This is a genomic window from Streptomyces sp. CNZ301 (genome assembly GCF_004217425.1).
Window position 1 is genome coordinate 782,168 of sequence record NZ_SHLG01000002.1, and the last position, 16,072, is coordinate 798,239.

The following is a 16,072-nucleotide window of genomic DNA, read 5'->3' on the forward strand; positions in this document are numbered from 1 at the left end:
ACGGGCGGGAGGCGGGCAGCGGCGGGGACGTGCCGGACGCGGTGCGTGCCGGGTGTCCGCCCGGCCGGGGTGGGCCGGTCCCGGCGCCGGTGCCGGCCGCGTCCGGTATGTATCGTCCGGACGCAGGCAGTCTCCGGCGGAAAGGGAGGACGCAGTGCCACGTGAGCAGGGCCGCGGCCCCGGCGGCCACCGGGCGCACCGCGGAGCACGGAGCGGCCGCGGCGGACCGTACGCACGGCGCGACGGGCACGGACCGCACGCGCGGCGCGATCGCGGCGACGGAGGTACCGGCGGCGGGGAACCGCGCGAGGACGCACCGCCGCACGCACACGGCGCTCCGCGCGGCGGCCTGGAGCAGCAACTCGCGGGCCTGGAGGGCGCTTCGTACGGCCGGTACAAGGGTCTGGTCGGAACGTGGAAGATGCCGGGCGCGGAGGCGACCGGGGAGACGCTGCGGCTCGTGCGCGGCCAGTCCGATCCGTTCGCTCCGCCTGCGCGTGTGGCCGTGCGGGTGCCCGCGGAGCGTGCCGGGTTTCCGTCCGCGCTGTGGGGCACGCCGGTCCGCCGCCGCGCCCTCGCGTCCTTCATCGCCCGCCGTGCGGCCCAAGTCGCGGGTGGGGAGCGTGCGTTGCGGATCGACGCGGGCGGCCAGGAGGTGCTCGACCGGGGTTCGTGCCAGGTCTCGGCGGACGACGGCGCGGTCACGCTCCGGTTCGGTCTCGCCCTGCCCGGCAAGGGCCGGCGCATCGATGCCCGTACCGCGCAGCGTCTGCTGTGCCGGGCCGTGCCCGACATCGCCGAACGCGCGCTGCGTTACGCGTCGCTGGACGCGGAGGCGGTGGACGGGTTCGTGGCGACGGTCGAGGACTCCGACGCCCTGCGCGAGGCGCTGCCCGGACTCGGGCTGGTCGCGTTCGTCGCGGACGGGGCGGTGCTGCCGCGGGGCAGCGGCGTGGACGACCGTCCGGCCGTCGGCGAGGGCGTCGTGCCGTTCTCCTCGCCGGAGGGGATGCGGGTGACGGTCGGTCTGCCGAACGCGGGCGAGGTCACGGGCATGGGTCTGCGCGAGGGCGTGAGCCTGATCGTCGGCGGCGGCTTCCACGGCAAGTCGACGCTGCTGCGCGCTCTGGAGACGGGCATCTGGGATCACGTGCCGGGCGACGGGCGTGAACTCGTCGTCTCACGCCCTGAGACGGTGAAGTTGCGTGCGGAGGACGGCCGCCGAGTGGAGAGGGTGGACGTGCACGCGTTTGTCGGCCATCTTCCGGACGGCTCCGACACCACCGACTTCTCGACGGACAACGCCTCCGGCTCCACCTCACAGGCCGCGTCCCTGTGCGAGGCAGTCGAGACGGGGGCGCGGGTGCTGCTCATCGACGAGGACACAGCGGCGACCAACCTGATGATCCGTGACGCCCGCATGCAGGCACTCGTGGCCAAGGAGCGGGAGCCGCTGACGCCGCTGGTGGATTCCGTGCGCTCCCTCCACCGCGACCACGGCGTCTCGACGGTGCTGGTCATGGGCGGTTCCGGCGACTATCTGGAAGTCGCCGACCTGGTGCTGATGATGGACGCCTACCGCCCCTCCGACGTGACGGAACGGGCGCGCGAGGTCGCGTCCGTTCCGACGGGACGGCACGCCGAGGCCGAGAGTTTCCCGGCCGTGGTGCACCGCAGCCCCGACCCGGCGTCGCTGGAGTCGGAGGCGCGGGGGCGCAGGCGCGTGCGCTCGCGCGGCGAGGACGCGCTGACGTTCGGGGAGTACGAGGTCGATCTGCGCTCGGTGGAGCAGATCGCGGACGCCCGTCAGGTGGCGGGAATCGGTCTCGCACTCGACCTGATGGTGCGCCGCGGGCACGTGGACGGCACCCGTACACTCGCGGAGGCCCTGGACCTGCTCGACGCCGAACTGGCGGCCGGGGGTGCGGACGCGCTGCTGGCCGTGCGCGACGAGGACTTCGCCGTGCCGCGCCGTTTCGAGACGGCGGCGGCACTCAACCGTGTGCGCGGTCTGCGCGTCCGCAGAGCGGCAAGCACGCCTTGAGCGAGTACGGAGAGAACCGTTGAGCGAGAACGCGACGCGGAGTGTCACCACGTGGTTCCTGGAGCAGACGGCTCCCGGGGATCTGACGGGCGAGCCCCCCGTGGAGGAGGCGTCCGGTCTGCGCATCGTGCGGGCCGAGGTGGTCTCCGCCGCCTTCAGCAGGTTCCTCTACGGCGAGGTCGGCGCGGATGTGGAGTGGATCGACCGGCTGCCGTGGACACGGGAGCAGTGGCACCGGTGGCTGGACCGTCCGGGCGTGGAGACCTGGGTGGCCTGGGAACGGGGCACTCCCGCCGGGTACATCGAGCTGGACGGCGCGACCGAGGACACCTCGGGACGCGCCACCCGCCCCGGCACCACGGTGGAGATCAGCTACTTCGGCCTCCTTCCCGACTTCCGGGGGCGGGGCATCGGCGGGCGGCTGCTCGCGTTCGGCACCCGCCGCGCCTGGGACATGCGGGACCGGTGGGAGGGCCGGCCGCCGACGTCCCGCGTGTGGTTGCACACATGCAGCAAGGACGGGCCGCACGCGCTGCGCAACTACCAGCGGCGCGGCTTCGGCGTCTACGCGAAGGACGTGACCCTGGAGACGCCCGGGGAGAAGGGGGACGCGGCTGCCGTCCCCGGGCCGCCGGCGCAGCGTCCGGCTCCGGAGTGAGGGCCTCGTCCCCCTGACTGTCAAGAGGGCATCGTCCCGCCATTCGGGACAGGACTGTCCACATCCTGGATATTGGTGGACTGCCCGTTCGGCGCCGTGCGACGCTTCCGTCATGTCTCGCGCTGGAATTGCCTTGGTGAGTCGACGCCACGTCGACTTCGGCCGCATGTCCAGCGCCATCTGTCGCGCGGGCTGACAGTCCCAGCACCACCCATCACGAGCCGCCCTCACAGTCACGTGGGGGCACCCCCGGCGAAATCCCCCTGGGCCCGGCGGCCCTGGAGGTTCCCCAGGGGAAGTGCGCTCCCTCCCGGCTGAAGCGTCGCCGCGGTCCTCCCCTGCCTTCCGCACGTGCGCAACCTGCCGCACGCACGGACCTCACCAGGTGTGACGCGCGCGCACTCACCCGCTGACCTGTACCCGTCATCGACGGCCGGCCGTCTCCGGCTGCCCGGCCGCCTGCCCGGGGCTCCGCCCGAAGGACACCTGAAGGACCCGAAGGACAACTGCCATGGCCGAGACCTCCAAGCGTCCCGCTTCCGCACCGAGCCGCCGCAAGACCGGACGCCACCGCGGCGAAGGGCAGTGGGCCGCCGGTCACTTCACTCCCCTCAACGGCAACGAGCAGACGAAGAAGGACGACGACGGTCTCAATGTGCGGACACGCATTGAGACGATCTACGCGCACCGCGGGTTCGACTCGATCGACGGCGCCGACCTGCGCGGCCGCATGCGCTGGTGGGGCCTGTACACCCAGCGCAGGCCCGGGATCAGCGGCGGCAAGACCGCCGTGCTGGAGCCGGAGGAGCTGGACGACGAGTACTTCATGCTCCGCGTCCGCATCGACGGAGGGCAGTTGACCACCCGGCAGCTGCGCACCATCGGCGAGATCTCGCAGGACTTCGCACGCGGCACCGCCGACATCACCGACCGGCAGAACATCCAGTTCCACTGGATCCGCATCGAGGACATGCCCGAGATCTGGCGACGCCTGGAGAGCGTCGGCCTCTCCACCACCGAGGCCTGCGGCGACACTCCGCGCGTCATCATGGGTTCGCCCGTCGCCGGCATCGCCGCCGACGAGATCATCGACGGCACCCCCGCCATCGACGAGATCCACCGCCGGGTCGTCGGCAACCCCGCGTATTCGAACCTGCCGCGGAAGTTCAAGACCGCGGTGTCCGGATCTCCGCTGCTCGACGTCGCGCACGAGATCAACGACGTCGCGTTCGTCGGCGTCGAACACCCCGAACTCGGGCCCGGCTTCGACGTGTGGGTCGGCGGCGGCCTGTCGACCAATCCCAAGCTGGGCGTGAGGCTCGGCGCCTGGGTGCCGGTCGAGGACGTCGCGGACGTGCACGAGGGCGTCGTCTCGGTCTTCCGCGACTACGGATACCGGCGGCTGCGCACCCGCGCCCGCATCAAGTTCCTCGTCGCCGACTGGGGCGCGGAGAAGTTCCGTCAGGTGCTGGAGGACGAGTACCTGCTGCGCAAGATGGCGGACGGGCCCGCACCCGAGGCGCCCGTCCAGCAGTGGCGCGACCACATCGGCGTGCACGAGCAGCGCGACGGCAACTACTACGTGGGCTTCGCGCCGCGCGTGGGGCGCGTCGACGGCGGCACGCTCGCCAAGATCGCGGACCTCGCCGAGTCGCACGGTTCGGGCCGCGTCCGCACCACCGCCGAGCAGAAGATGATCGTCCTCGACGTGGCCGGGGACCGGGTTGAGTCCCTGACGGAGGCGCTGGAGGCACTCGACCTCACGGCCCGCCCGTCGGTCTTCCGCCGCGGCACCATGGCCTGCACCGGCATCGAGTTCTGCAAGCTGGCCATCGTCGAGACGAAGGCACGCGGCTCGTCGCTCATCGACGAACTGGAGCGCCGCCTCCCCGAGTTCGACGAGCCGGTCACCATCAACGTCAACGGCTGCCCCAACTCCTGCGCCCGCATCCAGGTTGCCGACATCGGGCTGAAGGGCCAGCTCGTCACGGACGCCGACGGCGAGCAGGTCGAGGGATACCAGGTCCACCTGGGCGGCTCCCTCGGCATGGAGCCCGGCTTCGGCCGGAAGGTCCGCGGCCTGAAGGTCACCGCCACGGAACTGCCCGACTACATCGAGCGCGTGCTGCTCAACTTCCAGGAGCAGCGCGAGGACGGCGAGCGCTTCGCCCAGTGGGCGGCGCGCGCGGAAGAGGGTGCGCTGAAGTGAGCGAGCCTCGGCGCGCGGCGACGGCTGGACCGAGAAGCCGCGCAGCGACGAAGGAGCAAGCAGCGACGAGGGAAGCCGACGCGTCACAGCACGCCGAAGCTGAGCGGGGGACACAGTGAGCGAGCCTCGGCGCGCGGCGACGGCTGGACCGAGAAGCCGCGCAGCGACGAAGGAGCGAGCAGCGACGAAGGAGCGAGCAGCGACGAGGGAAGCCGACGCGTCACAGCACGCCGAAGCTGAGCGGGGGACACAGTGAGCGAGCGGGCCGCGCCGTTCTACTGCCCGTACTGCGGTGACGAGGACCTTCGCCCCTCCGAGGAGACGGGCGGGGCGGCCGCCGCGGGCAAGGGGGCGGCCTGGGAGTGCGGCGCGTGCAACCGGGCGTTCAAGCTCGCGTTCCTCGGGCTGCTGGCCAGGGGCCTGCAGCGCGGAGGCGGCGACCCGCACGGCACGGGCGCGGGCACGGACAGCGAAGCCGGCCGGGAGGCCGGCCGGGAAGGCAGCACCGAGGAAGGACGGCGCACGCCATGACCACAGCCGCGCAACGGCACTCATCGGCAGAGCTGCGGCGGCTCGCGGAAGACGCGGGCCGAAAGCTGGAGGACGCACCGGCGCTGGAGGTGCTGCGCTGGGCCACGGACACGTTCGGCGACCGCTTCTGCGTCACCTCCTCCATGGAGGACGCGGTGGTGGCGCATCTCGCCTCCCGCGTCGCACCGGGCGTCCGCGTCGTCTTCCTCGACACCGGCTACCACTTCCCCGAGACGCTCGGCACGCGTGACGCCGTGGCCGCCGTCATGGACGTCGAGGTGATCACGCTGACGCCGCGGCGGACCGTCGCCGAACAGGACGCGGAGCACGGCCCGGAGCTGCACGACCGGAACCCCGATCTGTGCTGCGCCATGCGGAAGGTGGCACCCCTCGAGGAGGGCCTGCGCCACTACGACGCGTGGGCGACGGGCCTGCGCCGGGACGAGTCGCCCACCCGGGCGGGCACTCCCGTCGTCGGCTGGGACGAGCGCCGGCAGAAGGTCAAGATCTCGCCGATCGCCCGCTGGAATCAGGCCGATGTCGACGCCTACATCGCGGAACACGGCGTGCTCACCAACCCGCTGCTCTCCGACGGTTACGCCTCGGTGGGCTGCGCCCCGTGCACCCGGCGCGTTCTTGAGGGCGAGGACGCCCGCGCCGGACGCTGGTCGGGTCAGGGCAAGACCGAGTGCGGGATCCACCTGTGAGCGTGAACTCCGTGACAGGGAGCGGGAGATGACGACAGCGACAATGCGGCAGGAGAGCGGGGCCACCGTCTGGCTCACGGGCCTGCCGAGCGCGGGCAAGACGACGATCGCGACCGCGCTTGCGGAACAACTCGCCGCGAGGGGCCACCGCGTGGAGGTGCTGGACGGGGACGAGATCCGTACCTTCCTCTCCGCCGGGCTCGGCTTCTCCCGCGAGGACCGGGACCTGAACGTGCAGCGCATCGGCTTCGTCGCGGAGTTGCTCGCCTCGCACGGCGTGACCGTCCTCGTGCCGGTCATCGCCCCGTACGCGGACAGCCGGGAGGCGGTGCGCAAGCGTCACCAGGCCGCCGGCACCGGGTACTTGGAGGTGCACGTCGCCACCCCGGTCGAGGTGTGCTCGCAGCGCGACGTGAAGGGACTGTACGCGCGTCAGGCCTCGGGGGAGATCTCCGGGCTGACGGGCGTGGACGACCCGTACGAGGCCCCCGAGGAGCCGGATCTGCGGATCGAGGCACACCGGCAGGGCGTGGAGGAATCCGCTGCGGCGCTGCGCGCGCTGCTGAGTGAGAGGGGACTGCTGTGAGGACGGCCGTCACGACGCTGGAAGAGCGGGAGAACCCGTACGCGCTCTCGCACCTGGACGCGCTGGAGTCGGAGGGTGTGCACATCTTCCGTGAGGTCGCGGGCGAGTTCGAGCGCCCGGTGATCCTCTTCTCCGGCGGCAAGGACTCCATCGTCATGCTGCATCTGGCGCTGAAGGCGTTCCGGCCGGCGCCGGTGCCGTTCACGCTGCTGCACGTGGACACGGGGCACAACTTCCCGGAGGTGCTGGAGTACCGCGACCGTGTGGTGGCGCGGCACGGGCTGCGGCTGCACGTGGCCCGGGTGCAGGAGTTCATCGACCGCGGCGAGTTGAAGGAGCGCCCGGACGGCACCCGCAACCCGCTGCAGACCGTTCCCCTGCTGAAGGCCATCGAGAGCAACCGCTTCGACGCGGTCTTCGGCGGCGGGCGGCGCGACGAGGAGAAGGCGCGGGCGAAGGAGCGCGTGTTCTCCCTGCGCGACGAGTTCGGCGGCTGGGACCCGCGGCGTCAGCGCCCGGAGCTGTGGCAGCTCTACAACGGACGTCACGCACCGGGTGAGCACGTGCGCGTCTTCCCGCTGTCGAACTGGACCGAGCTGGACGTGTGGCAGTACATCGCCCGCGAGAACATCGAACTCCCCGAGATCTACTACGCACATGAGCGCACGGTCTTCTCCCGCGCCGGGATGTGGCTGGCCCCCGGCGAGTGGGGCGGCCCCGGCGAGGACGAGCGGGTGGAGCGGCGCAAGGTGCGCTACCGCACGGTGGGCGACATGTCCTGCACGGGTGCCGTCGACTCCGACGCCGACTCCATCGAGAAGGTCATCGCCGAGATCGCCGCGTCCCGGCTTACGGAGCGGGGCGCGACACGGGCCGACGACAAGCTCTCGGAGGCCGCCATGGAGGACCGCAAGCGCGAGGGGTACTTCTGATCATGACCACCCCCTTCTCCGGCCAGGACCCGCTGGAAGCCGCGGCCGACGCGGCGCTGTCGGCGACCTCGCTGCTGCGCTTCGCGACCGCCGGCTCCGTCGACGACGGCAAGTCGACGCTGGTGGGCCGGCTGCTGCACGATTCGAAGTCCGTGCTGGCCGACCAGCTGGAGGCGGTGGAGTCCGCCTCGCGCAACCGCGGCCAGGACACTCCCGACCTGGCGCTGCTGACCGACGGTCTGCGCGCCGAGCGGGAGCAGGGCATCACCATCGACGTCGCCTATCGCTACTTCGCCACGCCGCGGCGGCGGTTCATCCTCGCCGACACCCCGGGCCACGTGCAGTACACGAGGAACATGGTCACCGGCGCCTCGACGGCCGAGCTGGCCGTCGTCCTCGTCGACGCCCGCAACGGCGTCGTCGAGCAGACCCGCCGGCACGCCGCAGTCGCCGCGCTGCTGCGCGTCCCGCACGTCGTCCTCGCGGTCAACAAGATGGACCTCGTCGGGTACGACGAGGACGTGTTCGCGGGCATCGCCGGGGAGTTCACCCGCTACGCGGCCTCCCTCGGGGTTCCGGAGATCACCGCGATCCCGGTCTCCGCCCTCGTCGGCGACAACGTCGTGACCCCCTCCGCCCACATGGACTGGTACGGCGGCCCGACGGTGCTGGAGCACTTGGAGACCGTGGCCGTCACCGACGATCCCGGCGACGACCCGGCCCGCTTCCCCGTCCAGTACGTCATCCGCCCGCAGACCGCCGACCATCCCGACTACCGCGGCTACGCGGGCCAGATCGCCTCCGGTCTGCTGCGCGTCGGTCAGCGCGTGACGGTGTATCCGTCGGGGCTCAGCAGCACCATCGAGGCCCTGGACGTGCTGGGCCGGTCCGTGGACGTCGCCTGGGCGCCGCAGTCGGTGACGGTGCTGCTCGCCGACGATCTCGACATCTCCCGCGGCGACATGATCGTGCCGTCCGACGCGTCCGTCACTCCCAGCCAGGACCTGACGGCGACCGTCTGCCACCTTCATGACACGCCGCTGACGCCCGGCGCCCGTGTGCTGCTGAAGCACACCACGCGCACCGTCAAGGCGATCGTGAAGGAGATCCCCTCGCGGCTGGCACTGACGGATTTCGACGAGAAGCAGGGCCTCTCCCAGCAGCCCGACCCGGGGCGGCTCGTCGCCAACGAAATCGGGCGCGTGGTGCTGCGCACGTCCGAACCGCTGCCCGTCGACGACTACACCGACTCGCGCCGCACCGGCTCGTTCGTCCTGATCGACCCCGCGGACGGCTCGACCCTCACCGCGGGCATGGCCGGCCACGCCTTCGCCGACGCCGTACGCGAGACCGCTCAGGCCGAGGCCGGAGAGGCACCGGAGGACGACGGCTGGGACTTCTAGACGACGGCCACCGCCCGCGCCCCGAGTACCGAACCGCCCTGTCCGCACCCACCAATCCCTCCCACGCCCGACACCCTTACGAGAGGACCCGTCCCATGTCCGTCCGCAGACCGGCACAGCTGCGAACGCTCCGCGCGCTCGCCGTGCTGGTCGCTCTGCCCCTGCTGGCGACGGCGTGCGGCTACGGCTCCAAGGCGCCCGAGGACAAGGGCGGACCGGCGGCCGCGGGCGGCAAGAAGGTCGACGGCCTCGACGAGGTCAAGGTCGGCTACTTCGGCAACGTCACCCACGCGACCGCGCTGGTGGGGCTGCGGGACGGCGGTGAGATCCCGCGCGAGCTGGGCGGCACGAAGGCCTCGACGCAGGTCTTCAACGCGGGGCCGGCGGCCATCGAGGCGCTCAACGCCAAGGCCGTCGACATGACTTGGGTCGGCCCCTCCCCCTCCGTCAACGGGTTCACCAAGTCCGGCGGCAAGAACCTCCGTATCGTCGCGGGCGCCACGTCGGGCGGGGCGTCGCTCGTCGTGAACCCGGAGAAGGTCCCCTCGCTCGGCGACCTGAAGGGCAAGCGGATCGCCACCCCGCAGCTGGGCAACACGCAGGACGTCGCGCTCCTCGACTTCCTCGCGGGGAAGGGCCTGCGGGTCAGCCCGGACACCGGCAAGGGCGACGTCTCCGTTCTGCGGCAGGACAACAAGGAGATCCCGACGACCTTCCGGCAGGGCGGCATCGACGGGGCATGGGTGCCCGAGCCCACGGCGTCCAGCATCGTCGCCGGCGGCGGGAAGGTCCTGCTGAACGAGAAGAAGCTGTGGAAGCACGGCGAGTTCGTCACCACGAACCTGGTGGTGCGGCAGGAGTTCCTGGAGAAGCACCCGGAGGCGGTCGAGGCCGTCGTACGCGGCTCGGTGCGCGCCAACGCCTGGATCCGCGAGCACCCGGACCAGGCGAAGAGGCACATCAACACCGCTCTGGAGCGGGACTCCGGCAAGCCGCTGCCCAAGGACGTACTCGACTCCTCCTTCGACGACATCGACGTCACCGACGACCCGCTGGCCGCCACGCTGGCCGAGGAGGCCGAACACGGCGTCGAGGCGGGCCTGATGAAGAAGGCCGACCTGCGGGGCATCTACGACCTCTCGATCCTCAACCGGGTGCTGAAGGGCGAGGGCCGACCCGCCGTCGACGACGCGGGGCTCGGCAGCTGACGCCCGCCGGCACATTCCACGACCACGCACCACACCCAACGGAGGTGAGCGCGATGACCACGACACTGACCGCCGGGCCCGCGCCCGGCACGGGGTACGCGGCGACGGGCACGGGCGTCGCCGACGCGCGCCCCGCCATGGACGAGGCGGGCTACGCCGTCCGCCTCGACCACGTCTCCAAGACCTTCGGACGCGCGGGCGCGGAGCAGCTCGTGCTGGACGACATCGCACTCGACGTCGGCCCCGGCGAGTTCGTCACGCTGCTCGGCGCGAGCGGATGCGGCAAGTCGACGCTGCTGAATCTCGTCGCGGCGCTGGACAAGCCGTCCGCCGGCACCATCGACGTGCCCGGCGGCCGCCCCTCGCTGATGTTCCAGGAGCACGCGCTCTTCCCGTGGCTCACCGCCGGCCGGAACATCGAACTGGCCCTGAAACTGCGGGGCGTGCCCAAGCCGGAGCGGCGGCCCGAGGCGGAGCGTCTGCTGGAGCTCGTACGGCTCACGGGCGCGCACCGCAAGCGAGTGCACGAGCTGTCGGGCGGTATGCGTCAACGCGTCGCGCTTGCCAGGGCGCTCGCCCAGGACAGCGGACTGCTGCTGATGGACGAGCCGTTCGCCGCGCTCGACGCGATCACGCGTGACGTGCTGCACGAGGAGCTCACGCGGATCTGGTCGGAGACCGGCGTCTCCGTCCTGTTCGTGACGCACAACGTGCGGGAGGCCGTGCGCCTCGCGCAGCGCGTGGTGCTCCTCTCCTCCCGGCCGGGCCGTGTCGCCCGCGAGTGGACGGTGGACATCCCGCACCCGCGGCGCATCGAGGACACCGACGTGGCGAACCTCTCCGCCGAGATCACCGAAGAGCTGAGGGGAGAGATCCGCCGCCATGGCCAGCACTGACTCCCGGCCAGTCGAGGCGGACGGCTCCCGGTCCGCGGAGCGCGCGACGCGGGACGGCTCCCGGTCCGCTGAGCGCGCGACGCGGGACGGCTCCCGGTCCGCTGAGCGCGCGACGCGGGACGACGCCGGGGACCTGGCGGGCCTGGAGGCGGGTCTCGACGCGCTCGACACGCGAACCGCCACGCGGCTGCCGCTGGCGCAGGTGCTGCGGCGCAAGGCGCTGCCGCCCGCGGTCGCGGTCGTGCTCGTACTGGCGCTGTGGCAGCTGGCGTTCGCGCTGCGCATCAAGGAGCCGTACCAGCTGCCGGGCCCGTTGATGGTGTGGGACGCCCTGGCCGAGGAGTGGTACAAGGGCACCATCCTGTCGATCGTCTGGCAGAGCGTCTCGCGGGGCGCGCTGGGCTTCGCCGTCGCGCTGGTCCTGGGCACGCTGCTCGGGCTGCTGGTCGCGCAGGTCAAGCCGGTGCGTGCGGCGATCGGGCCGATCCTCTCCGGTCTGCAGTCGCTGCCGTCGGTGGCGTGGGTGCCCGCCGCGATCATCTGGTTCGGGCTGACGGACGCCACGATCTACGCGGTGGTGCTGCTCGGCGCGGTGCCGTCCATCGCGAACGGGCTGGTCGCGGGGGTCGACCGAATCCAGCCGCTGCATCTGCGCGCCGGTCACGTCATCGGCGCGACGGGGTTCCGCGGGGTGCGGCATGTGCTGCTGCCGGGCGCGCTGCCCGGCTACATCGCGGGGCTCAAGCAGGGCTGGGCCTTCTCGTGGCGCTCGCTGATGGCCGCCGAGCTGATCGCCACTTCGCCCGAACTCGGCGCGGGGCTGGGGCAGTTGCTGGAGACCGGACGCGCCTATCAGGACATGCCGCTGGTGCTGGGGGCGATCCTCCTCATCCTCCTCGTCGGCATCGGCATCGAACTGCTCATCTTCGCGCCGCTGGAGCGGAGGGTGCTGCGCCATCGCGGCCTCCTCGCGACGGCTCACTGAACGCCCTCAGCCGCACGCGGCCCGACGGGAACGAACGACAACCGACAGAGCGGAGCCGGAAGCCGGAAGCCGATCCGGATTCGAAGCCGGAACCGGAACGGAACCGGCACCGCAACCGCAACCGCAACCGCAACCGCAACCGACAAGCAGGACAAGGAACGGACGACCGCCATGCACGATGCGACACGACCCGTTCTCGTGGTCATCGCACACGGCAGCCGCGACCCGCGGCACGCCGCGACCGTCGCGGCGCTCTGTGCGCGCGTGAGGGCGCTGCGCCCCGCGCTGCGTGTGGAGGCGGCACATCTGGACTTCAACGCCCCCTCGGTGCCGCATCTCCTGGAGAGGCTGCACGCGGAGGGCGTCCGCGACGTCGTCGCCCTGCCGCTGCTGCTCAGCCGCGCCTTCCACGCCAAGTCCGACATCCCCTCCGTGCTGCACGACGCGACGTCCCGGCTGCCGCGGCTGCGGGTGCGGCAGGCGGACGTGCTGGGCCCGCACCCGCTGCTCGTCGAGGCGCTGGAGCGGCGCCTGCGAGAGGCCGGGCTGCGGCCGGCGACGAACCGCTCGACCGGGGTCGTGCTGGCCTCGGCGGGCTCCTCGGACGCGGAGGCGATCGCAGTGATCGCACAGACCGCGCGGGAGTGGCGGCGCACCGGTCGCTGGTGTGCCGTGCGTCCTGCGTTCGCCTCCGCCTCTCTTCCCCGCACGGAGGACGCCGTGCGGGGGTTGCGTGCCGACGGCGTCCGGCATGTGGCGGTGGCCCCGTACGTCATCGCGCCCGGCCGACTCCCCGACCGCATCCGCAGCGGCGCGTTCGAGGCTGGGGCCGACGTGCTCGCGCCGGTGCTGGGCGCGGCGCCGGAACTGGCGGAGCTGCTGGCGCTTCGCTACGACGAGGCGGCCGCGCACGGGCCGCTGGCGCTGAGCGCCTGACGGACCGGGCGCCGTGCGCCTGACGGCCGGCGGCGGCCCCGCCCGGCGCCTGACCTGCCGGTCAGGCGCCGGGCGGGGCCGTGCAACAGACGCGCGCCCGGCGCCCCTTGCGGTGCGCCTTTCGGCGGGCGCCGTGACGGCCCTCAACGCGCCCTGTCCGGCGCGTACTTGTAGCCGACGCGGCGGACGGTGACGATCGTGTCCCGGAAGCGGCCCAGCTTGCGCCGCAGACGGGCCACGTGCACGTCGACGGTACGGCCGTCCCCCCACGTCGCTGTAGCCCCACAGCGCGGACACGAGGTGGCCGCGGCCGTGCACCCGGTGCGGGTTCGTGACGAGGTGGGCCGGCAGCTCGAACTCCAGGTATGCCAGGCCCAGTTGCTCTCCGTCGGCCCGCGCGGTGTGCCGTTCGGGATCGACGTAAGAGGCGTCGAAGAGCTGAGGGACTGCGGCCGCAGCGCGGGACCTGGCAGGACGGCGGCGAGGGGCAGGGCGGAAGGAGAAGAGCAGGAAGGCGGAAGGAGACGAGGATCGGCGCACGAAGGCCCCCGGAGACGCGCAGGGACGGACCCTGCGCCCTGGGCCGGGCCCCGGGCCAGGGCATCGGGCATCGGGCATCGGGCATCGGGCGCCGTGCGCCGTGCGCCGTGCGCCGTGCGCCGTGCGCCGTGCGCCGTGCGCCGTGCGCCACCAGCATGGTCCGGCACGGCCACCACACCAACGCGGCCGCCCGCCGCGCCCCTTGTGGAGCGCGACGGGCGGCCCGTTGTGCTGATGGAGCCCTGGGTGCCGCCCGTCCTGTGCTCAGCGGGCGGCCCCGCCGGTCACTTGCCGACGTTCAGGAGCTCGTTCTTCGTGCCCTCGCTCGGGTTGGATATCGCGTCCTTCGTGGCCTGCTCGCTCAGGCCCTTGGCGACGTCCGCCGGCTTGGCGTCGTTGTTCTCGCCGAGGAAGAGGGCCGCGGCGCCCGCGACGTGCGGGGCGGCCATGGAGGTGCCCGACAGCGTCTCCGTGGCGTCGTCGCCGGTGTTGGTCGCGGAGACGATGTCCACGCCAGGCGCGTAGATGTCGACGATCTTGCCGAAGTTGGAGAAGTCGGCCTGCTTGTCGGCGTCGTCGCTGGCGGCGACGGTCAGGGCGTCCTGCACGCGGGCCGGCGAGCTGTTGTCGGCGTCCTGGCCCTCGTTGCCCGCGGCGACGGCGAAGGTGATGCCGGCGTCGATGGCCTTCTGCACCGCGGCGTCCAGCGCCTCGTCCTGCGGGCCGCCGAGGGACATGTTGGCGACGGAGGGGCCCTTGGCGTTCTTGGTCACCCAGTCGATGCCCTTGACGACCTGCTCGGTGGTGCCGGAGCCCTGGTCGTCCAGCACACGCACTGCGACGATCTTGGCCTTCTTGGCGACGCCGTGGTCGCTGCCGGCGATGGTGCCCGCGACGTGCGTGCCGTGGCCCTGGCCGTCGTCGGCGTCGTCGTCGCCGTCGACCGCGTCGAAGCCGGACTCGGCGCGCTTGCCGAAGTCCTTGTGCGTGATGCGGACACCGGTGTCGATGACGAACGCCGTCACGCCCTCACCGGCGCTGTCCGGGAAGGTGTACTTCTTGTCGCCCTCGGTGTCCTTCTGGTCGATGCGGTCCAGGCCCCACGACGGCGGGTTGGACTGCGTCTCGTTCACCGTGAAGGTGTGGTTCTGAACGACCTTCTCGACCTGGGAGTTGCCGGCCAGCTGGCGGGCCTCCTTGGCGCTGAGCCCCTTCGCGGAGAAGCCGTTGATCGCGGAAGTGTAGGTGTTCTTGACCTTGCCGCCGTACTGCTCGGCCAGGTCGGTCCCCGTCGCCTTCACGGAGTTGGCACCCTTGCCGTCCTTCAGCATGACGATGTAGCTGCCGTCGACCGCGCCCTTGGCCTTCGTGCCGTACACGTGGCCCTCGGCCGGTGCGGCACCTGCGGGCAGCGTCAGCAGCGTGGCCGCCCCGATCACCGCCGCGGTGACACCGGTGGCGATGGTGACGCGACGGCGCTTCGCGGACTTCTGGGGGCTTCTCGGCGTGTTGGTTGCCATGACGAGGGTCCTCCTCGTGAGGTGTGGGGGGTTGTATGTCTGTTTTCGCCCCCGGTTCGCAGGGCAGCGTCGATCCGCTACCGGGGGACTCGAAACACTGTCTGATTGATCCGCTCACCTCAACCCGTATGAGCGGGTGTGACATACACAACTCTCGGATCGCCACGGCAAAGCGGCCCGTATCGCCTCAAGTCGTCACGGCGGGGCGCCGGTTCGGTCGGCGATCCGACCGAACTGACTCACCAATGTTCAACTCTTGAGCGGACTGCGTTTCTTGAGGAAAAGCCGCGCCGGCTCGCGGACTGCTTGAGGGCGGGTTCGGGACAGGTCGTGGGCGGGGTCCGGACGGGTCAGGGGGCGGCGGATTCAGCTCGCGAGTTCGATGAGCCGCTGGACCGTGCGCCAATTGCGGCCGGTCATCGCCACCTTGGGGGAAACGGACTCGAGAGCGGACGGGAGCCTGCTCCGGCCCATTCCGTCCGGGAAGTAGCAGTACACGGCACTGCCCACGTGCTCGAAGGTGTCGGGGGCGAACTTCGCCCCGTCCAGTGAGCCGAAGTGGCCCTTCCGGGGAGCCTCTTCGAGGAAGAGGACCACCAGTTTGGCCGGGTCCAGCTCCGCGGCCGGATAGGGGCACGCGTCGGCCACGGCGCGCAGCTCGGCGGCCGTGCGGACCAGACAGCGGACCTCGAAGCCGAAGCGGTCCGCGACGGCGCGCTCCAGGCGGTCGCCGGGGTCGGCGTCGCCGGTGGTGAAGACCGCGTTGCCGCTTTGCAGATAGGTGCGGACGTCGCTCCACCCCAGGCCGGCCATGAGGTCCCTCAGCTCCGCCATGGGCACCTTCTTGTGTCCGCCCACATTGATCCCCCGCAGTAGCGCCGCATAGGTCGTCATGTGCGGCAGCTTAGAAGAGGTGC

At 71.8% G+C, this 16,072-nt stretch carries 13 protein-coding genes and 2 pseudogenes; 12 read left to right on the forward strand and 3 right to left on the reverse strand.

Features of this window, described 5'->3' with window-relative positions; genetic code table 11:
• Window positions 1–154: 154 nt before the first annotated feature.
• The 12 genes and pseudogenes from EV375_RS27620 (at window position 155) to EV375_RS27675 (ending at window position 13,095) form a co-directional block, all read left to right on the forward strand.
• Window positions 155–2,044, forward strand: a complete 1,890-nt coding sequence (locus tag EV375_RS27620; RefSeq protein WP_130302640.1) for an ABC-ATPase domain-containing protein — start codon at window positions 155–157, stop codon at window positions 2,042–2,044.
• A gap of 19 nt (window positions 2,045–2,063) precedes the next feature.
• Window positions 2,064–2,702 carry a GNAT family N-acetyltransferase gene (locus EV375_RS27625; protein WP_130302641.1) on the forward strand — a complete coding sequence of 213 codons (639 nt, stop codon included), beginning with the start codon at window positions 2,064–2,066 and terminating at the stop codon, window positions 2,700–2,702.
• Window positions 2,703–3,213: 511 nt separating this feature from the next.
• Window positions 3,214–4,911 (forward strand): nitrite/sulfite reductase, encoded by a 1,698-nt coding sequence (locus EV375_RS27630; protein WP_130302642.1) that lies wholly within the window; start codon window positions 3,214–3,216, stop codon window positions 4,909–4,911.
• Between the two features lie 252 nt (window positions 4,912–5,163).
• Window positions 5,164–5,352 (forward strand): annotated as a pseudogene (locus EV375_RS27635) (hypothetical protein); the annotation flags it as partial.
• Window positions 5,353–5,438: 86 nt separating this feature from the next.
• Complete coding sequence (locus EV375_RS27640; protein ID WP_130302643.1) at window positions 5,439–6,149, forward strand: phosphoadenylyl-sulfate reductase; 711 nt, start codon at window positions 5,439–5,441, stop codon at window positions 6,147–6,149.
• A gap of 28 nt (window positions 6,150–6,177) precedes the next feature.
• Entirely contained in the window at window positions 6,178–6,735 is a 558-nt protein-coding gene (gene cysC / locus EV375_RS27645; protein ID WP_130302644.1) for an adenylyl-sulfate kinase, read from the forward strand.
• Window positions 6,732–7,667: a sulfate adenylyltransferase subunit CysD gene (cysD, locus tag EV375_RS27650; RefSeq protein WP_130302645.1), complete on the forward strand. Its 936-nt coding sequence runs from the start codon at window positions 6,732–6,734 to the stop codon at window positions 7,665–7,667. The genes cysC and cysD overlap by 4 nt, the downstream gene beginning before the upstream one ends.
• A gap of 2 nt (window positions 7,668–7,669) precedes the next feature.
• Entirely contained in the window at window positions 7,670–9,070 is a 1,401-nt protein-coding gene (locus tag EV375_RS27655) for a GTP-binding protein (protein ID WP_130302646.1), read from the forward strand.
• Window positions 9,071–9,165: 95 nt separating this feature from the next.
• Window positions 9,166–10,278, forward strand: a complete 1,113-nt coding sequence (locus EV375_RS27660; protein WP_130302647.1) for an aliphatic sulfonate ABC transporter substrate-binding protein — start codon at window positions 9,166–9,168, stop codon at window positions 10,276–10,278.
• 53 nt (window positions 10,279–10,331) lie between these two features.
• Window positions 10,332–11,174, forward strand: coding sequence for an ABC transporter ATP-binding protein (locus EV375_RS27665; RefSeq protein ID WP_130302648.1), 843 nt, complete (start codon window positions 10,332–10,334; stop codon window positions 11,172–11,174).
• Window positions 11,161–12,159: an ABC transporter permease gene (locus tag EV375_RS27670; RefSeq protein ID WP_130302649.1), complete on the forward strand. Its 999-nt coding sequence runs from the start codon at window positions 11,161–11,163 to the stop codon at window positions 12,157–12,159. The genes EV375_RS27665 and EV375_RS27670 overlap by 14 nt, the downstream gene beginning before the upstream one ends.
• 171 nt (window positions 12,160–12,330) lie before the next feature.
• Complete coding sequence (locus EV375_RS27675; protein ID WP_130302650.1) at window positions 12,331–13,095, forward strand: sirohydrochlorin chelatase; 765 nt, start codon at window positions 12,331–12,333, stop codon at window positions 13,093–13,095.
• A gap of 143 nt (window positions 13,096–13,238) precedes the next feature.
• On the opposite strand, the pseudogene EV375_RS30005 reads toward EV375_RS27675, so the two are convergent.
• From EV375_RS30005 to EV375_RS27690, 3 genes and pseudogenes are all read right to left on the reverse strand, one after another.
• Window positions 13,239–13,515: pseudogene (locus EV375_RS30005) on the reverse strand (winged helix-turn-helix domain-containing protein); the annotation flags it as partial.
• A gap of 404 nt (window positions 13,516–13,919) precedes the next feature.
• Entirely contained in the window at window positions 13,920–15,155 is a 1,236-nt protein-coding gene (locus EV375_RS27685; protein ID WP_130302651.1) for a S8 family peptidase, read from the reverse strand.
• Window positions 15,156–15,521: 366 nt separating this feature from the next.
• A complete protein-coding gene (locus EV375_RS27690; protein ID WP_130302652.1) occupies window positions 15,522–16,049 on the reverse strand; it encodes a DUF1697 domain-containing protein in 528 nt (175 codons plus the stop codon).
• Window positions 16,050–16,072: the final 23 nt, after the last annotated feature.